The organism is Mesorhizobium sp. LCM 4577, from assembly GCF_001854795.2.
Classification (GTDB): Bacteria; Pseudomonadota; Alphaproteobacteria; order Rhizobiales; family Rhizobiaceae; genus Mesorhizobium; species Mesorhizobium plurifarium.
In genome coordinates this window covers 337,888-360,460 of the sequence record NZ_MDDU01000024.1, presented here as the reverse complement: position 1 = coordinate 360,460, position 22,573 = coordinate 337,888, and the positions used below count along the sequence as shown (strand labels likewise).

General features: G+C 63.0%; 23 protein-coding genes. 19 read left to right on the top strand and 4 right to left on the bottom strand.

The genetic code is table 11. The features are described 5' to 3' along the window. Positions 1–56 precede the first annotated feature (56 nt). Positions 57–887 (top strand): AraC family transcriptional regulator, encoded by an 831-nt coding sequence (locus LCM4577_RS23405; protein WP_071073653.1) that lies wholly within the window; start codon positions 57–59, stop codon positions 885–887. 8 nt (positions 888–895) lie between these two features. Here the strand turns inward: LCM4577_RS23405 and LCM4577_RS23400 are convergent, their stop codons facing one another. Next, complete coding sequence (locus tag LCM4577_RS23400) at positions 896–1,519, bottom strand: ParB-like protein (protein ID WP_040987161.1); 624 nt, start codon at positions 1,517–1,519, stop codon at positions 896–898. Next, a complete protein-coding gene (locus LCM4577_RS23395; protein ID WP_371410068.1) occupies positions 1,516–3,192 on the bottom strand; it encodes a SulP family inorganic anion transporter in 1,677 nt (558 codons plus the stop codon). Before LCM4577_RS23395 ends, LCM4577_RS23400 begins: the two co-directional genes overlap by 4 nt. A gap of 224 nt (positions 3,193–3,416) precedes the next feature. Here LCM4577_RS23395 and gyrA point away from each other — a divergent pair, with 224 nt between their 5' ends. After that, positions 3,417–6,203, top strand: coding sequence for a DNA gyrase subunit A (gyrA, locus tag LCM4577_RS23390; protein WP_071073650.1), 2,787 nt, complete (start codon positions 3,417–3,419; stop codon positions 6,201–6,203). A 50-nt stretch (positions 6,204–6,253) separates the two neighbouring features. Here the strand turns inward: gyrA and LCM4577_RS23385 are convergent, their stop codons facing one another. Further along, positions 6,254–6,406 carry a hypothetical protein gene (locus LCM4577_RS23385; protein WP_095765297.1) on the bottom strand — a complete coding sequence of 51 codons (153 nt, stop codon included), beginning with the start codon at positions 6,404–6,406 and terminating at the stop codon, positions 6,254–6,256. Between the two features lie 208 nt (positions 6,407–6,614). On the opposite strand from LCM4577_RS23385, the gene coaD reads away from it, so the two are divergent. From coaD to LCM4577_RS23345, 8 genes are all read left to right on the top strand, one after another. Next, positions 6,615–7,115, top strand: coding sequence for a pantetheine-phosphate adenylyltransferase (coaD, locus tag LCM4577_RS23380; RefSeq protein WP_071073648.1), 501 nt, complete (start codon positions 6,615–6,617; stop codon positions 7,113–7,115). A gap of 18 nt (positions 7,116–7,133) precedes the next feature. After that, positions 7,134–7,739 (top strand): peptidylprolyl isomerase, encoded by a 606-nt coding sequence (locus LCM4577_RS23375; RefSeq protein ID WP_071073647.1) that lies wholly within the window; start codon positions 7,134–7,136, stop codon positions 7,737–7,739. Between the two features lie 30 nt (positions 7,740–7,769). After that, positions 7,770–8,282, top strand: a complete 513-nt coding sequence (locus LCM4577_RS23370; protein ID WP_040987166.1) for a peptidylprolyl isomerase — start codon at positions 7,770–7,772, stop codon at positions 8,280–8,282. 10 nt (positions 8,283–8,292) lie between these two features. Continuing rightward, on the top strand, positions 8,293–8,742 hold the full coding sequence (locus LCM4577_RS23365) for a DMT family transporter (protein ID WP_071073645.1): 450 nt from the start codon (positions 8,293–8,295) through the stop codon (positions 8,740–8,742). Beyond that, positions 8,742–9,830, top strand: coding sequence for a tRNA preQ1(34) S-adenosylmethionine ribosyltransferase-isomerase QueA (gene queA / locus LCM4577_RS23360; RefSeq protein WP_071073643.1), 1,089 nt, complete (start codon positions 8,742–8,744; stop codon positions 9,828–9,830). The genes LCM4577_RS23365 and queA overlap by 1 nt, the downstream gene beginning before the upstream one ends. Next, positions 9,820–10,089: a hypothetical protein gene (locus tag LCM4577_RS23355; RefSeq protein ID WP_071073641.1), complete on the top strand. Its 270-nt coding sequence runs from the start codon at positions 9,820–9,822 to the stop codon at positions 10,087–10,089. Before queA ends, LCM4577_RS23355 begins: the two co-directional genes overlap by 11 nt. Then, complete coding sequence (gene tgt / locus LCM4577_RS23350) at positions 10,082–11,212, top strand: tRNA guanosine(34) transglycosylase Tgt (RefSeq protein ID WP_071073640.1); 1,131 nt, start codon at positions 10,082–10,084, stop codon at positions 11,210–11,212. Before LCM4577_RS23355 ends, tgt begins: the two co-directional genes overlap by 8 nt. Positions 11,213–11,411: 199 nt before the next feature. Then, positions 11,412–12,782 (top strand): hypothetical protein, encoded by a 1,371-nt coding sequence (locus LCM4577_RS23345; RefSeq protein ID WP_071073638.1) that lies wholly within the window; start codon positions 11,412–11,414, stop codon positions 12,780–12,782. Positions 12,783–12,831: 49 nt separating this feature from the next. Here LCM4577_RS23345 and LCM4577_RS23340 read toward each other — a convergent pair whose 3' ends face one another. Continuing rightward, positions 12,832–13,251 carry a DUF4864 domain-containing protein gene (locus tag LCM4577_RS23340; RefSeq protein ID WP_041000623.1) on the bottom strand — a complete coding sequence of 140 codons (420 nt, stop codon included), beginning with the start codon at positions 13,249–13,251 and terminating at the stop codon, positions 12,832–12,834. A 320-nt stretch (positions 13,252–13,571) separates the two neighbouring features. On the opposite strand from LCM4577_RS23340, the gene LCM4577_RS23335 reads away from it, so the two are divergent. The 9 genes from LCM4577_RS23335 (at position 13,572) to glpD (ending at position 22,555) form a co-directional block, all read left to right on the top strand. Beyond that, on the top strand, positions 13,572–13,808 hold the full coding sequence (locus LCM4577_RS23335) for an Lrp/AsnC family transcriptional regulator (protein ID WP_027166286.1): 237 nt from the start codon (positions 13,572–13,574) through the stop codon (positions 13,806–13,808). Between the two features lie 170 nt (positions 13,809–13,978). Then, positions 13,979–15,391, top strand: coding sequence for a circularly permuted type 2 ATP-grasp protein (locus LCM4577_RS23330; RefSeq protein ID WP_041000621.1), 1,413 nt, complete (start codon positions 13,979–13,981; stop codon positions 15,389–15,391). Positions 15,392–15,420: 29 nt separating this feature from the next. Next, a complete protein-coding gene (locus LCM4577_RS23325; protein WP_338012045.1) occupies positions 15,421–15,756 on the top strand; it encodes a four helix bundle protein in 336 nt (111 codons plus the stop codon). A 123-nt stretch (positions 15,757–15,879) separates the two neighbouring features. After that, complete coding sequence (locus LCM4577_RS23320) at positions 15,880–16,821, top strand: alpha-E domain-containing protein (RefSeq protein WP_040987177.1); 942 nt, start codon at positions 15,880–15,882, stop codon at positions 16,819–16,821. A gap of 21 nt (positions 16,822–16,842) precedes the next feature. Then, positions 16,843–17,637 carry a transglutaminase family protein gene (locus LCM4577_RS23315; RefSeq protein WP_041000617.1) on the top strand — a complete coding sequence of 265 codons (795 nt, stop codon included), beginning with the start codon at positions 16,843–16,845 and terminating at the stop codon, positions 17,635–17,637. 134 nt (positions 17,638–17,771) lie between these two features. Further along, on the top strand, positions 17,772–18,503 hold the full coding sequence (locus tag LCM4577_RS23310; protein ID WP_071073636.1) for a peptidase: 732 nt from the start codon (positions 17,772–17,774) through the stop codon (positions 18,501–18,503). Positions 18,504–18,596: 93 nt separating this feature from the next. Next, on the top strand, positions 18,597–20,009 hold the full coding sequence (locus LCM4577_RS23305) for an aspartate aminotransferase family protein (protein WP_071073634.1): 1,413 nt from the start codon (positions 18,597–18,599) through the stop codon (positions 20,007–20,009). A 125-nt stretch (positions 20,010–20,134) separates the two neighbouring features. After that, complete coding sequence (locus tag LCM4577_RS23300) at positions 20,135–20,902, top strand: DeoR/GlpR family DNA-binding transcription regulator (RefSeq protein ID WP_040987185.1); 768 nt, start codon at positions 20,135–20,137, stop codon at positions 20,900–20,902. Between the two features lie 126 nt (positions 20,903–21,028). After that, positions 21,029–22,555 (top strand): glycerol-3-phosphate dehydrogenase, encoded by a 1,527-nt coding sequence (gene glpD / locus LCM4577_RS23295; RefSeq protein WP_071073632.1) that lies wholly within the window; start codon positions 21,029–21,031, stop codon positions 22,553–22,555. The last annotated feature ends 18 nt before the right edge of the window (positions 22,556–22,573 follow it).

Below are 22,573 nucleotides of genomic sequence, written 5' to 3'. Positions count from 1 at the left end.
CGAGCAATAGGGGCACGGCAGGGTTCGTCGCTTGGGAAAAATTGCTATCTTCGGGCATGACGACCGCGCAGAAAACTCTGGCTTCAGGGCCCGGCTGGCAGGTGTCCGACGTGGTTTGCACGGCGGCCGCCGGCGACAGGCCATTCGAGGAAGAGCATCGCGGATTCTGCGTCGCCGCGGTGACCAGGGGCGCGTTCCGCTATCGCACGCGCCAGGGCACGGCGATGCTGGCGCCGGGCGCCATCCTGCTCGGAAATCCCGGCGCCTGCTACGAATGCGGACATGAGCACGGCGCTGGCGACCGCTGCCTCTCCTTCCATTTCTCGCCGGCCTATCTGGAGCGCGTCCTGGCCGACTTGCCGGGTGTGAAACGGCTCGGTTTCGCCGATCCGCGTCTGCCGCCCTTGCCGGCGCTGGCGCCTCTGCTCGCCGAGGCGGAAGCGGCGCGAGAAACGGGCGACGGCGACGCATTCGAGGAACTCGGCCTGCGCATGGCCGGCGCGGTGGTTGAGGCCGCGACCGGTTCTTCCAAACCCGCCCGGACGCCCAGCCGCCGCGACCAGAAACGCGTTGCCGAAGCGGTGCGGCTGATCGAGCTCAACGCCGATCGACCCTTGTCGCTGACCGAGCTCGCCGACGGCGCGGCGACCAGCCCATATCATTTCCTGCGCATTTTCCGGCACGTCGCCGGCATGACGCCCTATCAGTTCGTGCTGAGGACGAGGATGCACCGCGCCGCGGTGCGCCTGCGCGCGTCGAACGCCGCGATCTCGACGATCGCCTTCGATACTGGCTTCAACGATCTGTCGACTTTCAACCGCCGGTTCCGGCGCGAAATGGGGGAGGCGCCCGGCGCGTACCGGGCCAAGCGGACCGGCGCCGGATAGGTTTGCACTCAATCGTCCGTCGGACCGCACCAGCCGGGCAGGTAATCCGCATCCTTGCCTTTGGCCAGAACCAGTGCCTGCTTCATCGCCTTGTCGAAGTTCTTCGCAACCGCATCCTTATCGATCCGCCGGCGCAGGAAATCCGCCCAGATGAATTCGCTGAACGGCGTCGTGTCCTTGGCGTAGCCGCCCTGACGGCGCAGCTCGCCCGCCATGCTCCGGTAAGGATCATCGACCAGCTCGCCGATGGTCTTTGGAATGGCCGAGTAATCGCGGCGCCGACCGTTCTCGTCGAAGGGGTGCATCCAGCCGCGATTGTCCAGAACGAAGAAAAAGGCGTCCTTGTCGAGCGCGGACAGGTCGCTGATCACGGTCACCAGCACATCCTTGACGCCTTCCTCGAGCAGGGCGCGGGCGAGATGGTGGTGATCGGTGACGTAGTTGCGATTTTTGGGACCGAGCACCACCGGCACCATGTGTCTGCCCAGAAAGACGCCGGTTTTCTTCTTTGCGTCCTGCGCCCGGATCATCTGGCGCTTCAACGCAACCTCACGCATGCCGACCGTGATCTGCGTCGGCCTTAGGTCTTCGACGGGGACCGGAGTGACAATGGGCACTCGGGGGTCGATCATGGCAGGCTGTCCTGTTTCTTGAGCTGTGGTTTGCCCGGACCAAGTTTCTTGATCGCCGCGTCGACGCTGTGGAAAATGCGCTCAGCGCCGACGATCTCGGCGATGCCGAACCGCTTGAGCGCTGCCTGGGCGCGCAGCGATTCCATGCGGGCGATAGCAAAGACCGCGCCTTTGTCGCGACAATGGCGGATGGTGTCGATCAGCGCCTGGGCGGCGGTATAGTCGATCTCGACGATGTTGCTGGCTTCCAGCACCACCAACTGCACGTCCTCGCTGGCGTCGATCAGGTCGCTCAAGCCGCGCTTGAACCGGTCGGCGTTGACGAAGGAAAGCGGCGCCTGGAACGCCGCCACGAGCACGCCGGAGCGCTGCTCGCCCGCGCTGGAACCGCTCGGCGGCCACCAGACCGACGTGCCCGGCACCTGCGCCAGCTCGATAGGCTCCGTGCGCGTCGAGCCCCAGATGCCGTGCAGCAACGACAGGCCGATGCCGATCGCGACGCCGGTTTCGATCGGCAGAACGACGATGGCGACCATGGTGATCAGGATCAGCGCGAACTCGACCGGCGCCTGGCGGTAGACGTTTGCGGCCACCCTCCAGCGCAGGATGCGCTGGGCCACATACATCAGCACGCCGGCCAGCGCCGCCTGCGGCACATCGGCGAGCAAGCGGCCGCCGAATGCGCCAAGCGCCAGAACGATTGCTGCCGCAATCAGGCCCGAAAGCTGCGAGCGGCCGCCGGTCTGCGCGACGATGGCCGTGCGAGGCGGGCTGGCGTTGACGGCAAAGGCACCGAACAGGCCGGACAGGATGCTGCCCGCGCCGACGCCGACGAAGTCGCGGTTGACGTCGAGCGCTTCGCCGTCCCGCGGCGGGAAGGAGCGGCTGGTCGCTGCCGTCTGCACCATGACGACGATGGCGATCAGCAGCGCGAGCGGGACGAGAGCCCGCGCGTCCTCGAAGCTGACCAGCGGCAATCCGGGCGTCGGAAACCCGTTCGGCAAGGCGCCGAGCACCTCGACGCCGCGATTCTTAAGGCCCAGCGTGATGACGGCAAGCGTTGCCAGCACCATGCCGATCAGCGCCGCGGGTATGCGCGCGCTGACGCGCTCGGCGACGAGGACAATCGCGAAGACGCCTAGACCGAGCGCCAGGCTCCAGAGGTTGGTGAGATGGATGTTAGCGGCGATCTCGCCGACGCGTCGCAGGGTTTCGCCGCTTTGCGACGGCAGGCCGAGCAATCCAGGCAGCTGCGAGACCATGATGTGAACCGAGATGCCGGCGAGGAAGCCGGTCGTGACCGGCACGGACAGGAGATCAGCAATCCAGCCGAGGCGGAAAATGCCGCTGAGCGCCACCAGCAGCCCCACCATCAGCGCCAGCATGGCCGCCAGCGCCAGATAATGCGGCGAGCCGGAGGTGGCGATCAGCGCCAGCCCGCCAACGAACAAGGGCGTGATCGTCGAATCCGCCCCCGCCGACAGCTGGCGGTTGGCGCCGAGCAGCGCGAAGGCGACGGAGCCGGCGACGAAGGTGAAGAAGCCGATCTCCGGCGCGAAACCGCCAAGGCGCGCCGTCGCCATCTGCTCGGGAATGGCGATCGCGGCCAGCGTAACGCCTGCCGTCAGATCGCCGTTGAGGTCCTTGACACTCCAGCCACTCAGGGCCCGCAAGGGTGGCCACAGGGCCAGGTTCACAGCACTTGCGGTTTTTGCCCGATCCATGACCGACCTTGCCGCATGGCGGCGAAAACGACCGTGGCCATATCGTCGCAATCAGCGGTATCCATTTGAAATTACCATCGAAATTGTCTCTGGAAAAGTCTGGCCGACATTGGAGTTTCGGCGAGGCTTCCTATATAAGCATGCAGTGATTCCCGACTGGATTGTGACCTGATTTGACCGACCAGAAGACACCGCGCGGGCCGGACGGCGGCCCCACCGGCATCGAGCCGATTTCGATCATCGAGGAGATGCAGCGCTCCTATCTCGATTACGCCATGAGCGTGATCGTCAGCCGTGCGCTGCCCGACGTGCGCGACGGCCTGAAGCCGGTGCACCGGCGCATTCTCTACGCCATGCAGGAAGGCGGTTACCACTGGAACCGCAAGCATGTGAAATCGTCGCGCATCGTCGGCGACGTGATGGGTAAATACCATCCGCATGGCGACGCCTCGATCTACGACGCGCTGGTGCGCATGGCGCAGGACTGGTCGCTGCGCGTGCCGCTGATCGACGGACAGGGCAATTTCGGCTCCATCGACGCCGATCCGCCCGCGGCCATGCGCTACACCGAGTCGCGGCTCACCAAGGTCGCGCACGAGCTTCTGGAGGATATCGACAAGGAAACGGTCGATTTCCAGGACAATTATGACGGCGCCGAACAAGAGCCCAAGGTACTGCCGGCGCGCTTCCCGAACCTTCTGGTCAATGGTTCGGGTGGTATCGCCGTCGGCATGGCCACCAACATTCCGCCGCACAACCTCGCCGAAGTGTGCAACGGAGCGATGGCGATCATCGACAATCCGGCGATCGACCTGCCGGCGCTGATGGAGATCGTGCCGGGCCCGGATTTCCCGACCGGTGGTATCGTGTTAGGGCGCTCCGGCATCTACAGCGCCTATTCCACCGGCCGTGGCTCGATCGTCATGCGCGGCCGCGTCGAGATCGAAAGGCGCGGCAACGACCGCGAATCCATCGTCGTCACCGAGATCCCCTATCAGGTGAACAAGGCGGCGATGATCGAGAAGATGGCCGAGCTGGTGCGCGAGAAGCGCATCGACGGCATCTCCGACATCCGCGACGAGAGCGACCGCCAGGGCTACAGGGTCGTCATCGAACTTAAGCGCGAGGCCGTCGCCGACGTCATCCTCAACCAGCTCTACCGCTTCACGCCGCTGCAGACCTCGTTCGGCGCCAATATGGTGGCGCTCAACGGCGGCAAGCCGGAAGTGATGACGCTGATCGACATGCTGAAAGCCTTCGTCGGTTTCCGCGAGGAGGTGATCAGCCGCCGCACGAAATACCTGTTGCGCAAGGCGCGCGAGCGGGCGCACGTCCTTGTCGGCTTGGCGATTGCCGTCGCCAACATCGACGAGGTGATCAAGCTCATCCGCACCGCGCCCGATCCGCAGACGGCGCGCGAGCAGTTGATGGAACGGCGCTGGCCGTCGCACGACGTCGCGCCGCTGATCAAGCTGATCGACGATCCGCGTCACCGCATCAACGAGGACGGCACCTACAACCTCTCCGAGGAACAGGCGCGCGCCATCCTCGACCTGCGCCTGCAGCGCCTGACCGCGCTGGGCCGCGACGAGATCGCCGACGAGTTGAACAAGATCGGCGCCGAGATCGTTGATTTCCTTGATATTTTGTCGTCGCGCGCACGCATACAGCAGATCGTCAAGGACGAGCTCATCGCGGTCCGCGACGAATTCGGCACCCCGCGCCGCACCGAGCTCTCCGAGGGCGGTGCGGACATGGAAGACGAGGACCTGATCCAGCGCGAGGACATGGTCGTCACCGTCAGCCATTCCGGCTACATCAAGCGCGTGCCGCTGTCGCTCTACCGGGCGCAGCGCCGCGGCGGCAAGGGCCGCTCCGGCATGTCGACCAAGGAAGAGGATTTCGTCACAAGGCTGTTCGTGGCCAACACGCACACGCCGGTGCTGTTCTTCTCCTCGCGCGGCATCGTCTACAAGGAAAAGGTCTGGCGGCTGCCGATCGGCAACCCGCAATCGCGCGGCAAGGCGCTGATCAACATGCTGCCGCTCGAGCAGGGCGAGCGCATCACCACGATCATGCCGCTGCCGGAGGACGAGACCAGCTGGGGCGAGCTCGACGTGATGTTCGCGACCACGCGCGGCACCGTGCGCCGCAACAAGCTCAGCGACTTCATCCAGGTCAACCGCAATGGCAAGATCGCCATGAAGCTGGAGGAAGAGGGCGACGAGATCCTCGGCGTCGAGACCTGCACCGACAATGACGACGTGCTCCTGACGGCGAATTCCGGCCAGTGCATCCGTTTCCCGGTCTCCGACGTGCGCGTCTTCCAGAGCCGCAATTCCGTCGGCGTGCGCGGCATAAGCATGGCCGAGACCGACCGCATCATCTCGATGTCGATCATCGAGCATGTCGATGCGTCACCCGCCGAGCGCGCCGCCTATCTGAAGCGCGCGGCGGCCGAGCGCCGACTTGCCGCCGGCGGAGCCGGCGAGGAAGAGGAGATTGCGCTCACCAATGAGGAGGTCGGCGAGGAAGCCGAGCTTTCCGACGAGCGTTACGAGTTCCTCAAGGCGCATGAGCAACTCGTGCTGACGGTGACCGAATATGGCTATGGCAAGCGCTCGTCGTCCTACGATTTCCGCATGATCGGTCGCGGGGGCAAGGGCATTCGCGCCACCGACGTTTCCAAGACGGCCGAGATCGGCCGCCTTGTCGCGACCTTCCCGGTCGGCGATGACGATCAGATCATGCTGGTTTCGGACGGCGGCACGGTCATCCGGGTGCCGGTCAACGGCATACGCTTCGCCAGCCGCGCCACCAAGGGCGTGACGATCTTCAACACGGCCGAAGGCGAGAAGGTTGTGTCGGTCGAGCGGATTTCGGAGCCGCAGTCTGACGAGGAGGCGGAAGATGTGTCTTCGAGCGAGACTGGCGCGGACGATACGGGCGAGGGCGAATAAGTCTCGGCTTAGGCTTCACCGGCCCTCCGGGCCGGTGCGGTGATGGTGGGTCAATGGCGACGGTAGACGTTGCGATGAGCGAAACCATCGAGCCGCTTGGTGTTGGCCTTGACGCGCACCCGCGCTGCTTCCTGGTGCAACCCGAATGCAGTCGCGATCAGCATCACGATGGTCATTGCGGTGGCAAGCATGTAGATCAGCATTTGCGTGTTCTCCTGGGCTTACAACGATGACATGGGGATTTGGTTTCATCCCTTGAAGCGGCAACCTAGTGAACGTTGCGTGAAACGTTCGTGATCGTCACATTCATCTGTCGTTCATAGCGCCGAAAAGGTTCAAACGCGGATTTTTTGCGCAGTTCCGCACGGAAAACCGCTCACACTTTTCCTGGAATTGCTCTAGAAGCCTGCCATGACCGAACGCACCGCCCTTTACGCCGGCTCCTTCGACCCGCTGACCAACGGCCATCTCGACGTGCTGAAAGCCTCGCTGGCTGTGGCCGATACCGTCTATGCTGCGATCGGCATCCATCCGGGCAAGAAACCTTTGTTTTCCTTCGAGGAACGCGTGGAGCTGATCGAGGCCGCGACCAAGGCCGAGTTCGGCAAGGACAGCGGCCGCATCAAGGTCGTTTCCTTCGATGGGCTGGTCATCGACGCGGCCCGCAAGCATGGCGCTTCGATCATGATCCGGGGCCTGCGCGACGGCACCGACCTCGACTACGAAATGCAGATGGCCGGCATGAACGAGACGATGGCGCCGGAATTGCAGACGGTTTTTCTCCCCGCCAGCCCCTCGGTGCGCACCATTACCGCCACACTCGTGCGCCAGATTGCCTCGATGGGCGGCGAAATCCGCCCATTCGTGCCRGCGGCCGTCGCCGGCGCGCTCAACGCCAAGTTCACCAGATAGGCTTTCCCGGAGATCCTCATGCAGCTGAAGAAGCTCGCTTCGTTCCTTGTCGTGCTTGCCGGCCTTTTGGCGGCATCCCTTTTCTCGGCATCCGGGCCGGCCTTCGCCGCCGACAAGGAAAACACCATGATCATCACGCTCAAGGACGGCGACGTGACCATTGCGTTGCGCCCCGATCTGGCGCCCAAGCATGTCGCGCAGATCAAGAAGCTGGTGYGCGATGGCGCCTATGACAATGTCGCCTTCCACCGCGTCATCGACGGCTTCATGGCGCAGACCGGCGACGTCAAGTTCGGCAACATGAAGAAGGGGTTCGATCCGCAAGCCGTCGGCACCGGCGGTTCCGATCTTCCCGACCTGCCGGCCGAGTTCTCGCAGAGCGAGCAGTTCACGCGCGGCGTTGTCGGCATGGCCCGCTCGCAGGACCCGAATTCGGCGAACTCGCAATTCTTCATCATGTTCGCGCCGGCGCCGAACCTCGACGGCCAGTACACCATCGTCGGCAAGGTGGAGAGCGGCATGGAGCTCGTCGACAAGATCAAGAAAGGCGACGAGGCCGATAACGGCACGGTCACCGATCCCGACCGCATGATCAAGGTTCGCATCGCCGCCGACGGCAAATAATTCCCTCAATTTTCAAAAGGATTTTCTGACATGGCTGAGATCAAGGATCGCGAGAACGCGCTCATCATGGAGACGACCAAGGGCCAGGTCGTCATCGAGATGTATCCCGAGCTGGCGCCCGGGCACGTCGCCCGCATCAAGGAGCTGGCGCGTGAAGGCGCTTATGACGGCGTGGTGTTCCACCGCGTCATCGACGGCTTCATGGCGCAGACCGGCGACGTCAAGTTCGGCAACTCCTCGAAGCCGACCTATGCGCCGTCGCGCGCGGGCATGGGCGGTTCCGACAAGCCGGACCTCAAGGCCGAGTTCTCCAACGCCAATCACGGCCGCGGCGCCTGCTCTATGGCCAGGGCCCAGAACCCGAACTCGGCTAACTCGCAGTTCTTCATCTGCTTCGACGACGCCGCCTTCCTCAACCGCCAGTACACAGTGTGGGGCCAGGTCATCGAAGGCATGGAGAATGTCGACAAGATCAAGCGCGGCGAGCCGGTGCAGGACCCCGACAAGATCGTGTCGCTGAAGGTTGCGGCCGACGTCAAGTAAGGGCGGTACGATGATGGGCGCTGTCTGGTCCCTGCTCGGAATCCTGTCCGGCGCCTTCATCGCCATCCAGGCGCCGATCAATTCGCAATTGGCAAAGGGCCTCGGCCTTCCAGTGGCCGCCGCCGCGTTCTCCTTCCTGTCCGGAGCCATCGTGCTTGGCATCATCGCGGTCTCGGTGGTGAAGCTGCAGGGCATCTCGCTCGACTGGAAAGCGCCGGCGCCCTGGCTGTTCATTGCCGGCGGCATGCTCGGCGGCTTCTATGTGACACTGTCGACGATCCTGACGCCGCGCATCGGCGYTGCCGCGCTGATGGCCTTCCTGGTCGCCGGTCAGCTGATCGCCGGCATGCTGATCGACCGCGCCGGTTTCCTGGGCGTGGCGGTGCGCGAAATCTCGCTTGGCCGTGTCGCCGGCGCCGTGCTCTTGCTTGCCGGGGCGCTGCTCATCCGGCTCTACTGATGCGAGTCGACCTGTTCGACTTCGACCTGCCGGAGGAGCGCATCGCGCTTCGCCCGGCAGAGCCGCGCCACAGCGCCAGGCTGCTGATCGTCAAGCCGGGCGAACCATTGCAGGACCGCATCGTCTCCGATCTGCCGTCGCTGCTTCGCCAAGGCGACGTGCTGGTGTTCAATGACACCAAGGTCATTCCGGCGCAGCTCAAAGGCATGCGCAAGCGCGGCGAGGCGGTGGCGCAGGTCGAGGCGACGCTGCATATGCGCGTGGCGCCGGACCGCTGGCAGGCCTTCATGCGGCCGGGAAAACGCATCGCCGCCGGCGACCGCATCCATTTCGGCCATGACCAGAATTCCTGCTTCCTCGGCCAGCTCGATGCGACGGTGCTCGAAAAGGGCGAGGCGGGCGAGGCGCTGCTCGGCTTCGATCTTTCCGGGCCATTCCTCGACGAGGCGCTGCATGCGGTCGGCCATATTCCGCTGCCCCCTTACATCGCCTCGAAGCGCGACGATGACGAGCGCGATCGCGCCGATTACCAGACCATCTACGCCAGGGAAGAGGGCGCCGTCGCAGCCCCTACCGCGGGCCTGCATTTCACGCCGGAGCTGTTTGCCGCGCTCGACGCCAGGGGTGTCGAGCGCCGCTTCGTCACGCTGCATGTCGGCGCCGGAACCTTCCTGCCGGTGAAGGCCGACGACACGGCCGATCACAAGATGCATGCCGAGACCGGCTCGGTTAGCGCGGAGACGGCGGCGGCGCTCAACGCGGCCAGGGCGCGGGGAGGGCGGATCATCTGCGTCGGCACGACATCGCTGCGGCTTTTGGAAAGTGCCGCGCGCGACGACGGCAGGATCGAGCCTTGGTCCGGACCCACCGACATCTTCATCACGCCCGGCTACCGGTTCCGCACGGCCGACATGCTGATGACCAATTTCCATCTGCCGCGCTCGACGCTGTTCATGCTGGTCTCGGCCTTCAGCGGGCTTGAGACAATGCGCTCGGCCTATGCGCATGCCATCGAGAACCGGTACAGGTTCTATTCCTATGGCGACGCCAGCCTGCTTTACCGGGCGGAGACGAGCGATGGACGATGACCTCGAGAAAATGGACCGCGATGGGCTGATCGCGGAAGTGAAGAAGCTGCGCGCCGGCATCCGCGCGCATCGCGATACGAGCGGGCACGATCTGTGCTGGCATCATCCCGAGCTCTGGGGCCTTTTGCCGGAAAAGACCGAACCGTCGATCGCCGTGCCGCCCTGGCCGAAATTCATGCGCGGCTGCATTCGCTACCGGCAATCGCTCGACGAGCAGGCACCCGAGGCGCCGGTGCACGACAAGGAATTCAATGGCTGAGACTTTTTCCTTCAAGGTGCTTGCTACCGACGGCAAGGCACGGCGCGGTCTCGTCTCGATGCCGCGCGGCGAGATCCGCACACCGGCCTTCATGCCGGTTGGCACCGGCGGCACCGTCAAGGCCATGTATATGGACCAGGTGCGCGGCGTCGGCGCCGACATCATCCTCGGCAACACCTACCATCTGATGCTGCGGCCCGGTGCCGAGCGCGTGGCCAGGCTCGGCGGCCTGCACGAGTTCGCCCGCTGGCCATATCCGATCCTGACCGACAGCGGCGGCTTCCAGGTCATGTCGCTGTCGAAGCTCAGGAAACTGACCGAAAAGGGCGTCACCTTCCGCTCGCATATCGACGGCGCGCCTTACGAGATGTCGCCCGAGCGGTCGATCGAGATCCAGGGACTGCTCGATTCCGACATTCAGATGCAGCTCGACGAATGCACCGCGCTTCCGGCCAAGCCCAAGGAGATCGAGCGCGCCATGGAATTGTCGCTGCGTTGGGCCGAGCGGTGCAAGGCGGCGTTCGGCGACCAGCCGGGCAAGGCGATGTTCGGTATCGTCCAGGGCGGCGACAGCGCGGCGATGCGCCTGCGCTCGGCGCAGGCGCTGAAGGCGATGGACCTGAAAGGCTATGCCGTCGGCGGGCTGGCGGTCGGCGAGCCGCAAGCGGTGATGCTGGAGATGCTCGACATCACCTGTCCGGAGCTGCCGGCCGACAGGCCGCGCTACCTGATGGGCGTCGGCACACCGGACGATATATTGAAATCGGTTGCGCGCGGCATCGACATGTTCGACTGCGTGATGCCGACGCGCGCCGGCCGCCATGGCCTTGCCTATACGCGGCGCGGCAAGGTCAATCTCAGGAATGCCCGCCATGCCGACGATCCGCGACCGCTGGACGAAGAAAGCGACTGCCCGGCGGCGCGTGATTATTCGCGCGCCTATCTGCACCACCTGGTGCGCTCGCAGGAAGCGCTCGGCGCCATGCTGCTGACCTGGAACAATCTGTCCTACTATCAGAAGCTGATGCAGGACATCCGCGCGGCTATAGAGGCGGGGGCCTTCGAAGAGCGCGCCGCGGGGATCACCGAAGGCTGGGCGAGGGGCGATATTCCGGCCCGCTGAGCGGCTGCAGGCCCCCGCTGAGCATGTGCGAACTATTTTGAAACGACTGCGACTATACAGATTGCCAGGATGATATCAGGCAAAGGCGGGGACCTTGCTCATCTCTGGACAAGCCGCAGCGTCAGGCGGGGCACAAGCCAACCGCAAGAGCGGCGCTTCTGAGCCCGTTGCTGCCGTCCAACAGTGGACAGGAGCGGTATTGCTGGCTGTCGCCGCCATCGGGATGGCCGGCCTCGTCCTGCGGCTGCTCGGCGCGCGTGGCGATCTCTGGATGGACGAGATCTGGAGCTTGGTGCTGCTTGAACCGCTCACCTCGATCGACCAGATATTCTGGCGCATAAATCACGACAACAATCATTTCCTCAATTCGATCTACCTGTACCTGATTGGCCCTGATGCTTCGACATTGCTTCAGCGTGGGCTATCGATAGCGCTTGGTGTCGGCGCTATCGTTGCCGCCGGGGCTGCTGCTCGCGGCCGGTGGGCCGCTGTCGCCACAAGCCTGCTGTTCGCCGTYAGCTATCCGATGGTTCACTACGGCTCGGAAGCGAGAGGCTATGCCGGCCTGGTGTTGTTCACGCTTCTTGCCGTCGTGCTCCTGGAACGCAGGCTCGACAAACGGGGTTCGGGCATCGCATTCGGAGTGATCGTCCTCCTCGGCTTTCTGTCTCACCTCATCATGGTGGAAACCGTGGCTGTCCTGGTAGCCTGGACCGCCTGGCTCATCTGGCGACGCACCGGCAGGTTCGATCGGGTCAATGTCGAGCTCGGCCAGATTTTCGCGCCCGCCTTCCTGGCCGTCCTGCCGCTCGCCGCCTGCATGCTCATTGGCAGAGTGCTGTTTGGCTTCAGGATCGGCGGCGCCTTGCCATTCTCGCTTCAGGCCTTCGCGCAGGGCTATGGCGGAATGATCCGCTATCTGTTCGGCGTGCCGGATTGGCTCGGGGACTGGGTCTGCATTGCCGCCGCATGCGGCCTCGTTTGCGTCTGCGCCGCCATATGGCGCGACCGGCGGGCCAGCCTCTATCTGATCGGGATCGTGGGGCTGCCCATCGTCATGGCAATGGCACGACTGCCCAATGCCGAATTTCAGCGTTATTTCCTCGTTCCGGCAACATTGATGTTGCTGTGGGCAGGCGAGTTGCTTGGGCGTGGTTTCGCGGCTGGGGGCAAGTATCGAGTGTTGGCCGCGGCTGCAATGGTGGCAATCCTTGCCGGCACGACGACGCTTCTGCTGCCATTCTACGAATATGGACGGGGATCCTACGCCACGATGGTCGACAAAATGACGCGTGACGGCGCGGCTGACTACGCCACCAACCAGGAATTCCGGACCGTCATGATCGTCGACTATTTCGCCAAACGCCTGGGGCGCCAGGCATCGTTTGTCGCGAAGGACAAAATATGTGACGAACGTCCGCCCTGGCTGATCCTCGAAGGCGCCATCGATCGGCAACCGCAACATGTCGACGCCGTGCCGGATTGCATGTCGGCCTATGAGCGTGTCGATGCCTCGACGAGTTGGGGTCTTTCAGGCCTGGGCTGGACCCTGTATCAGCGGCGGGATTGAGTGCGGGCCCAGTCAAAATTCCAGGCATCGCGCACTTTTCCTCGATTGCTCAGGTACTGACCGAAGTCGAGGCGCGCAGGCTGCAGCCGGTGATCTTGAAACTGCCGTCGGGCTGCTGCTGCAACGTATAGACGGCTTCATAGTCCTTTCCGTCGGGTCCGACGATCAGCACCTGCTGGACAATTGAACCGGGCGCGGTCTGCTCGACCCTGCCGAAGGAATAGGACTGGGGTTTGCGCACCGGCGCGTAGCCGTTCGTCACCATGTTCATGAAGGTGTCGACCGTCGGGAAGATCTGCTTCACATTCGGCGCGGCGAAACTGTAGGCGGTGGCGCCGTCATTGGCGATAAAGGCCTTCAACTGGCTGTCGATGACGGTCTGCGCGGCCTTGATCTCGGCGTCGCCGGCGAAGGCCATGGACGCAAGAAATATCGGAACGAGGGTGAGTGCGAACAAAGCGCGGCGCATGGCGTGCCTCCGGGAATTCGCGTTGCGAGGAACATCCTAACATACGCTGCGCGGGGTGCCGCGGTTTCACGATGTTCGGAAGATTTCTTGCCGGCGCCGATGTCCACGATTGCGCAATTGCGGCAAGCAGTCGCCAGGGCGCAGGCCGCCTGATGCTTGAAAGCCGGGCGGCAGTCTGCCACAAGGGCCGCTTATTCGTTGGAACGGATCCGCTCCTGGGAATCGCCGACCCGTTCCAACTGTTTGTTTTGACGCAATTCCGGACGGAAAACCGCCAGGCACTTTTCCTGGAATTGCTCCGAGGCTGGCAGGACCGGGCAATGAAGGCATTTTTCGTGCAGATTAAATGCGATCTGGGCAAGGCCTATGAGGTCGCCAGCGCGCTCGCCGACGCCGAGATCGCCTCCGAGATCTACTCGACCGCCGGCAATTACGACCTGCTCGCCAAATTCTATGTCGACGATGAGGAAGACGTCGGCCATTTCGTCAACGAGCGGGTGCAGATTCTCCCCGGCATCAAGGACACCTTCACCATCGTGACCTTCCGGGCGTTCTGACGGGCCTTGAGGATGCCCTGTCGGAAAGCAGGAGCTGACCTGGCCTTGCGGTCCGTGCCTTGATTTTAGGCAATTTGCATAGAGTGGCCGTCAACGCTTCCTAAATCACCGATTGCGCTTGATTTTCTCCGGCGGGGCCAGTGAAATGGCCTTCAGAGGGGAGTACGCGATTGGCAGCGTTCGACGAAATGCTTCCGGAAGTCTCCGGATTGAGAAGACCTTATGAGGCTTACGATCGCTGGCTGAAGGAGCAGGACCCGGCCAGRCTCACCCAGAAAATGCAGGACGCCGAGCGCGTCTTCCGCAAGACCGGCATCACCTTCGCCGTCTATGGCGAGCAGGAAGCTTCCGAACGGCTGATCCCTTTCGACATCGTCCCGCGCATCCTCTCCGGCCAGGAATGGCGGCGGCTGACGCAAGGCATCGAACAGCGCGTGCAGGCGCTGAACGCCTTCCTCGACGACATCTACCACCGCCAGGAGATTCTGCGCGCCGGGCGGGTGCCAAAGGATCTGATCGCCCGGAACGAGGCCTTCCTGCCCGAGATGATCGGCGTCAGGCCGCCGGCCGGCGTCTATACGCACATCATCGGCGTCGACATCGTGCGCATTTCGGAGAACGAGTTCTATGTGCTGGAGGACAATGCCCGCACGCCGTCCGGCGTCTCCTACATGCTGGAGAACCGCGAAACGATGATGCAGCTCTTTCCGGAGCTGTTCCAGAAGATCAAGGTGCGGCCGGTCGAGAACTACCCGCAGCTGCTGCGCCAGTCGCTCGCCGCCGTGCGGCCGCAAAGCGCTAAAGGCACGCCGACCATCGCCGTGCTGACGCCGGGTTCCTACAACTCAGCCTATTTCGAGCATGCCTTCCTCGCCGACCAGATGGGCGTGCAACTCGTCGAAGGGCAGGATCTGCGCGTCGTCGACGGCCATGTCGCGATGCGCACGACCGAAGGCTACAAGCAGATCGACGTGCTCTACCGGCGCGTCGATGACGCCTTCCTCGATCCGCTGACGTTCCGGCCGGACTCCGCGCTCGGCGTGCCGGGCATCATGGATGTCTATCGCGCCGGCAACATCACCATCGCCAATGCGCCCGGCACCGGCATCGCCGACGACAAGGCGATCTATTCCTATATGCCCGAGATCGTCGAGTTCTACACCGGCCGCAAGGCGATCCTCGGCAACATCCCGACCTGGCGCTGCTCGGAGCCGGACAGCCTCAAATATGTGCTGGAGCACATAAGCGAGCTGGTGATCAAGGAGGTGCACGGCTCCGGCGGCTACGGCATGCTGGTCGGCCCGGCGGCGACCAAGAAGGAATGCGAGGCGTTCGCCAAGAAGCTGCAGGCGAAGCCCTCGAACTACATCGCCCAGCCGACGCTGGCGCTGTCGACCTGCCCGATCCTGACCGAAAAGGGCCTGTCGCCACGCCATGTCGACCTGAGGCCGTATGTGCTGGTCTCCGACCGTATCCAGATCGTGCCGGGCGGCCTGACGCGTGTCGCGCTTAAGGAAGGCTCGCTCGTGGTCAACTCTTCGCAAGGCGGAGGGACGAAAGATACATGGGTGTTGGATGATTGAAAGAGCGAATAGCGAGTAGCGAATAGGGAATAGGGAATAGGGAAAAAGGGGGGAATACGACGGCAATCAATTCCTACAGAGATCTGATCGTTTGGAAGGCGGCCTTGAGGTTGGCGGTGAATTGCTACTCGGCCACGAAAGCTTTTCCAAACAGCGAAGCGTACGGGATGACCTCTCAGATACGACGCTCGGCAGCTTCCATCGCCGCGAACGTTGCCGAAGGTCATGGACGAGAAAGTACAGGAGTCTTTATTCAATTTCTTCGTACGGCGCAGGGCTCGCTGAAAGAATTGGAAACACATCTCATCCTGTGTGGGGAGGTAGGATTGATGGTCGAAGCGGAGGTCGCCAACTTGCTTGGCTAAACTGATGAGATCGGGAAAATGCTGCGTTCGATGATCAGGAGCCTGCAACAAAAGTCATGAAGTCCTTTTTCCCCTACTCGCTACTCGCTATTCGCTATTCGCTCGACACTGGAGCAAGCTGAAATGCTTCTCGGCCGCACCGCCAACGGTCTCTACTGGATGAACCGCTATATCGAGCGGGCCGAAAACATGGCGCGCCTTGTCGATGCCGGCCTGCGCATGGCGCTGACGCGCACCCAGGACGCATCCGAAGAGTGGAACTCGGTGCTGCTCAGCGCCGGCTCGGACATCGCCTTCAGCCAGAAATACCAGGACTACACCGCCGCAAACGTCTCCGACTTCCTGCTGCGCGATACCTCGAACCCGTCGAGCACGATGTCGTCGATCGAGACGGCGCGCAACAATGCCCGCATGGTGCGCACGGCACTGACGCGCGAGACGTGGGAAAGCATCAACGAAGCGTGGATGTCGCTGAAGCGCATGCTGGCGAGGCCGATCGACGAGCGCGACCTGCCGACGGTGCTCGACGCCATCAAGCGCGAGACGGCGCTGATCCGCGGTTCCTTCTACGGCACGATGCTGCGCAACGAGATCTTCGATTTCTCGCAGCTCGGCACCTATGTCGAGCGCGCCGACAACACCGCGCGCATCCTCGACGTGAAATATTATGTGCTCCTACCTTCGCTGTCCTGGGTCGGCTCGACGCTGGACAACTATCAGTGGGAATCCATCCTGCGCTCGGTGTCGGCGCACCGCTCCTATCGCTGGGTTTATGAAGCCGACTATAAGCCAACCAATATCGCCGACTATCTGATCCTCAATGTGCGCATGCCGCGCTCGCTGACCTTCTGCTACCGCTTCCTCGGCGAGCATTTGAAATTCCTTGCCGACGATTATGGCGAGCGCCATGCCTGCCATGCCACGGCCGAGAAGATCCAGGCGCTGCTCAAGAGAGGGTCGATCAAGGACATATTCGATCACGGCTTGCACGAGTTCCTGGCCGAGTTCATTCGCGACAACACCAGGCTGGGCGACGAGATCGCCCAGGACTATCGGTTCTATTGAGCACAGCCGAGGGCGAGCGCTATGCGGCTCAAGATCACCCATCGCACCGAGTACCGCTACGATCAGCCGGTGCAGTATCTGCTGCAGCGGCTGCGCCTGCTGCCTTCCAGCGGGCGCACGCAGACCGTCGGCTCCTGGGCGATCAGGGTGGAAGGCGCGCGCGAGGAGGTGCGCTTCACCGACCATTTCGGCAACGACACCCGGCTGGTGAGCGCCGAGAGCGGCCAAAACTCGATCACCGTCGAGGCCACGGGCGACGTGACCACGCATGACACGGCAGGCGTGACGGGCCCGCATCAGGGCTTTGCGCCGCTCTGGCTGTTCGCACAACAGACGCCGCTCACCACTGCCGGCGAGGGCATACGCGCATTGGCCGGCGCGGTCGGGCAGGGGACGGAGATCGAGCGGCTGCACACGCTGATGGGCGCGATCCGCGAACGCGTCGCCTACAGGCCGGGCACGACCAGCGTCGTGACACCGGCCGAAGAGGCGCTGGCGCTGAAATCCGGAGTCTGCCAGGACCACAGCCATATCTTCATCGCCGCGGCCGGCACGCTTGGTTTTCCCGCCCGCTATGTCAGTGGCTACCTGATGATGGACGCGGACGTGGAGCAGGCCGCCAGCCATGCCTGGGCCGAGGCCTATGTCGTTGGGCTCGGATGGGTTGCCTTCGACCCGGCGAACGGTATCTCACCCGACGAGCGCTATGTGCGGGTGGCGACGGGGCGCGACTATCGTGACGCCTCGCCGGTATCGGGGATACTCTTGGGGCAGGCGCAAGAGAAGCTTGCCGTCACCGTCACGGTAGAGCAGTAATCTGCGCTGGAATCGCTGGAGCGGTTCAGCGTTTGATAGAATCGCCGAACCGCTCTATCTCTTTGTTTTCACGCAATTCCGGGCAGAAAACTGCTACACGCTTTTCGTGGAATTGCTTTGGCAGAAGAGCGACCATGACCTATTGCGTCGGCCTCAAGATCGATCGCGGGCTCGTGTTCATGTCGGACACGCGCACCAATGCCGGCATGGATTCGATCTCGACCTTCAAGAAGATGCATGTGTGGGAAGAGCCCGGCGAGCGCGTCATCGTGCTGATGTCTGCGGGCAACCTTGCCACCACGCAGGCGGTGGTCAGCCTGCTCGACGAACGCAACAAGGCCGTCAGCGATCGTCATCCGAAGCTGCTCGGAACCCCGTCCATGTACCAGACGGTGCGGCTGGTCGGCGATACGGTCAAGGAAGTGATCGAGCATGCCTCGCCGAACGGCGACAAGGCGGATTCCTACTTCAATGCCTCCTTCATTCTCGGCGGCCAGATCAAGGGCAGCCCGCCGCGGCTGTTCATGATCTACCCGGAAGGCAATTTCATCGAGTCGACCGATGACACGCCGTTCTTCCAGATCGGCGAGACGAAATACGGCAAGCCGATCATCATCCGGGCCTATGACCGGACAATGAGCCTGGCCGAAACGGTGAAGCTGCTTCTGGTGTCGTTCGACTCGACGCTGAAATCCAACCTTTCTGTCGGGCTGCCTCTCGATCTGCTGTTCCTGGAGCAGGATGCGCTCAGAGTGGGCCTGAACCGGCGGATCGGCCAGGACGATCCTTACTACCGCACCATTTCGGACGGCTGGTCCAACGCGCTGAAAATCGCTTTTTCAAATCTGCCGGATTTTCCGGGGTAGGGGTTCCAGTCCCGCCGTTGCTTCATCATATTTAACCTGTTAATCAAATCCGGCTCAATCGGCCGTGCCTTCGACGGCTGCTGGGAGGAAAATATGGACAACGAGGAATTCCGCGACTGGTCGAGGCGGGCGGCCGATTGGGGCGTCGATTACCGCGCCGGCCTGCGCGACCGCCCGGTCCGGCCGGCAATCGCGCCGGGCGAGATTTTCAGAAGCATCGAGGCCTCGCCACCCGAATCGCCGGAGTCGATGGAAAAGATCTTCGCGGATTTCGAAGAAAAGATCGTGCCGGGCATGACGCATTGGCAGCATCCGCGCTTCTTCRCCTATTTTCCGGCCAATGCGGCGCCGGTTTCGGTCGTGGCGGAATATCTGGTCTCAGCGATGGCCGCACAATGCATGCTGTGGCAGACCTCGCCGGCGGCGACAGAACTCGAGACGCGCATCGTCGACTGGATGCGCCAGGCGCTCGGCCTGCCCGAAGGCTTTTCCGGCGTCATCCAGGATTCGGCCTCGTCGGCGACGCTTGCGGCGGTTTTGACCATGCGCGAGCGGGCGCTCGATTGGCAGGGCAACAAAAAGGGTCTGGCCGGGCAAAGCAAGCTGCGCGTCTATTCCTCCGACCAGGTCCACACCTCGATCGATCGCGCCATCTGGGTCTCCGGCATCGGCGAGGATAACCTCGTTCGCATCCCGGTCTCAGGACGTTTTCGTGCCATGGATACGGCTGCGCTGGAGGCCGCGATCGTCGCCGATCGCGAAGCGGGACTGCTGCCTGCGGGCATCATCGCCTGCGTCGGCGGCACCAGCACCGGCGGGACCGATGACATCGCGGCGGTGGCCGCGGTCGCGAAGCGGCACAGGCTCTATCTGCATGTCGACGCCGCCTGGGCCGGGTCGGCGATGATCTGCCCGGAATACAGGCATTTCTGGGCAGGCGTCGAAGGCGCCGATTCCATTGTCTTCAATCCGCACAAATGGCTCGGCGCGCAGTTCGATTGCTCGATCCAGTTCGTGCGCCAGCCGGAAGACCTGGTGCGCACGCTGGCGATCAAGCCGGATTATCTGAAGACCCGCGGCCATGACGGCATCATCAACTATTCGGAATGGTCGGTGCCGCTCGGGCGCCGCTTCCGCGCGCTCAAACTCTGGTTCCTGCTGCGGGCCCATGGCCTCGAAGGCTTGCGCACCATGATCCGCAACCACGTCGCCTGGAGCGAAGGACTGGCCACGCGGCTTGCCAAGGAAGCCGATTTCGCGCTCGTCAGCGAACCGATGCTTTCGCTGTTCTCGTTCCGGCACCAGGCGCCTTCGGGTGCCGATCCGGACGAGCACAATCTGCGGCTGGTCGACGCCATCAACAACGATGGCCGCATCTACCTGACGCAAACGCGGGTCGACGGGCGCGTGGCGATCCGCTTTCAGGCGGGACAGTTCGAATCGACGGCRGCCGATGTCGACGCTGCGTTCGACGTCATAGTCGAGATTGCGCGGCGCTTATCCTGAGCCGGCAGACGCATTCGGCGCCGGTTTACCTTTTGCAATCAGGTGATTTTCGTTAGCCGGCTTATGCCTTTTCTTCGCTTTCGTTTTCCGATATAAACCAGAAAAACGAAAATGGAGGACGCCGGATGTTTCTTTCGCCACGCCATGCCGAAATCATCCAGATGGCGAAGGACCATGGCCGGGTTCTGGTCGAGGATCTGGCGACGCATTTCAATGTGACTCCGCAGACCATCCGCAAGGACCTCAACGATCTGTGCGACCAGCGCCTGCTAACCCGCATTCATGGCGGCGCACTGTTCCCGTCCGGCATCGAGAACATGGAATATGAGGCGCGCCGTAAGATCGCCGCCGACGAGAAGGAGGCGATCGGCAGCGCGGCGGCGCGGCTAATCCCAGACAATGCCTCGCTGTTCATCAACATCGGCACCACCACCGAGGCTGTCAGCAAGGCGCTGCTCGACCATAGCGGGCTAATGGTCATCACCAATAACATCAATGTTGCCAATAGGATGCGCATATATCCTACGATCGAGGTGGTGATCGCGGGCGGTGTGGTGCGCGGCTCCGACGGCGGCGTTGTCGGCGAAGCGGCCGTCGATTTCATCCGCCAGTTCAAAGTCGATTACGCGGTCATCGGTGCCTCGGCGATCGATCATGACGGCGCGCTGCTCGATTTCGATTTTCGGGAAGTGAAGGTGGCGCAGGCCATCATCGCCAACGCGCGTCATGTCATCCTGGTCTCCGACCGAACCAAATTCGAGCGCACGGCGCCAGTCCGGATCGGCCACCTTTCGCAGGTGAATACCTTCATCACCGATCGTTGCGACATCCCCTCGATTCGCCGGATTTGCGAGGAGACCGAAGTCCGATTGATCGAGACGGCGCTCGAATAGCGGCGCATCAAGGCTGTTTCACGCAGCTGTGATATTTCGTTTGACATTCGGTTTGAGTTCGAAATAATTCCGACACGGTTTCGTAAAACACAAAAATGGTGCAATGCGAAATCGTTGGAGGACTCCTTGGACGCAATTCCGATCCATGACATTTTCGTCATCGGCGGCGGCATCAATGGCTGCGGTATCGCCCGCGACGCCGTTGGCCGCGGATTTTCAGTTTACCTCGCGGAAATGAACGATCTGGCGAGCGGGACGTCCTCCGGCTCGACCAAGCTCATCCATGGCGGACTGCGCTATCTCGAATTCTACGAGTTCCGGCTGGTGCGCGAAGCGCTGATGGAACGCGAAGTGCTGTGGAAGAACGCGCCGCACATCATCTGGCCGATGCGCTTCGTGCTGCCTTACGCCAAGGGCCTGAGGCCCGCCTGGCTGATCCGGCTCGGGCTGTTCCTTTACGATCATATCGGCGGGCGCAAACTCTTGCCGGCGACGAAGACGCTGGATATGGCGAGCGATCCGGCCGGCAAGCCGCTGAAGCCGTTGTTCCGCAAGGCGTTCGAATATTCGGACGGCTGGGTCAATGACGCGCGCCTGGTGGCGCTGAATGCGCGTGACGCCGCCGACCGGGGCGCCGTCATTCGCACCCGCACCAAGGTCGTCAGCGCGCGACGCGACGGTTCGACCTGGACCATCAAGGTGCAGAACGTGCTGACCGGTGAGACCGAGGAAGTGCGCGCGCKGCTTCTCGTCAACGCCGCCGGACCCTGGGTCGATCACGTGCTTTCGGCCGCCGTCGGCCAGAACGAGGTCCACAATGTCCGTCTCGTGCAAGGCAGCCACATCGTCGTCGCCAAGAAGTTCGACGATCCGCGCGCCTATTTCTTCCAGAACAAGGATGGCCGCATCATCTTCGCCATTCCCTACGAGGAAGAATTCACGCTGATCGGCACCACCGACCGCGACTATCCTGGCGATCCGCATGACGTGAAGATCTCCGATGCCGAGATCGACTATCTGTGCGCCGCGGCGAGCGAGTATTTTGCACAGCCCGTCAAGCGCTCCGACATCGTCTGGACCTATTCCGCCGTGCGCCCGCTCTACGATGACGGCGCGTCGAAGGCCCAGGAAGCGACGCGCGACTATGTGCTCAAGRCCGATGGCGGGGAGGGCGTTGCTCCGCTCGTCAACGCCTTCGGCGGCAAGATCACGACGTTCCGCCGGCTGGCGGAATCGATGCTGGAGAAGATCGAAGGGTTTCTCGGCAAGCGCGGCAAGCCGTGGACGCATGATGCGCCGCTGCCCGGCGGCGATTTCCCCGCGACCGGTTTCGATGCCCAGGTCGCCAGGCTGAAGAGCGCCTATCCGTTTCTCGACCAGCGGCTGGCGCGCCGGTTGACCCGGCTTTACGGCACGCGCGCGCAAAAGCTGCTCGGGCTCGCCAAGTCGAATGCCGATCTCGGCCGCAATTTCGGCGCTGACCTTTTCGAGGCCGAGGTGCGCTACCTGGTCGACAACGAATGGGCGGTCACCGCCGAGGACGTGCTGTGGCGCCGCACCAAGCGTGGCCTGCATTTCAGCCGCGAGCAGGCGGCGGCACTGGAAGAATTCATGCGCGGACTGAGCAACCGTCACGTCGCGGCAGCCGAATGAGGATCGACCGCTGATGCG

What these genes read in the sequence shown, in the direction of transcription:
- LCM4577_RS23405 (WP_071073653.1), top strand. Translation starts at nt 57, where the DNA reads ATGACGACCGCGCAGAAAACTCTGGCTTCAGGGCCCGGCTGGCAGGTG.
- LCM4577_RS23400 (WP_040987161.1), bottom strand. Translation starts at nt 1,519, where the DNA reads ATGATCGACCCCCGAGTGCCCATTGTCACTCCGGTCCCCGTCGAAGAC.
- LCM4577_RS23385 (WP_095765297.1), bottom strand. Translation starts at nt 6,406, where the DNA reads ATGCTGATCTACATGCTTGCCACCGCAATGACCATCGTGATGCTGATC.
- LCM4577_RS23370 (WP_040987166.1), top strand. Translation starts at nt 7,770, where the DNA reads ATGGCTGAGATCAAGGATCGCGAGAACGCGCTCATCATGGAGACGACC.
- queA (WP_071073643.1), top strand. Translation starts at nt 8,742, where the DNA reads ATGCGAGTCGACCTGTTCGACTTCGACCTGCCGGAGGAGCGCATCGCG.
- LCM4577_RS23355 (WP_071073641.1), top strand. Translation starts at nt 9,820, where the DNA reads ATGGACGATGACCTCGAGAAAATGGACCGCGATGGGCTGATCGCGGAA.
- tgt (WP_071073640.1), top strand. Translation starts at nt 10,082, where the DNA reads ATGGCTGAGACTTTTTCCTTCAAGGTGCTTGCTACCGACGGCAAGGCA.
- LCM4577_RS23340 (WP_041000623.1), bottom strand. Translation starts at nt 13,251, where the DNA reads ATGCGCCGCGCTTTGTTCGCACTCACCCTCGTTCCGATATTTCTTGCG.
- LCM4577_RS23335 (WP_027166286.1), top strand. Translation starts at nt 13,572, where the DNA reads ATGAAGGCATTTTTCGTGCAGATTAAATGCGATCTGGGCAAGGCCTAT.
- LCM4577_RS23320 (WP_040987177.1), top strand. Translation starts at nt 15,880, where the DNA reads ATGCTTCTCGGCCGCACCGCCAACGGTCTCTACTGGATGAACCGCTAT.
- LCM4577_RS23315 (WP_041000617.1), top strand. Translation starts at nt 16,843, where the DNA reads ATGCGGCTCAAGATCACCCATCGCACCGAGTACCGCTACGATCAGCCG.
- LCM4577_RS23310 (WP_071073636.1), top strand. Translation starts at nt 17,772, where the DNA reads ATGACCTATTGCGTCGGCCTCAAGATCGATCGCGGGCTCGTGTTCATG.
- LCM4577_RS23300 (WP_040987185.1), top strand. Translation starts at nt 20,135, where the DNA reads ATGTTTCTTTCGCCACGCCATGCCGAAATCATCCAGATGGCGAAGGAC.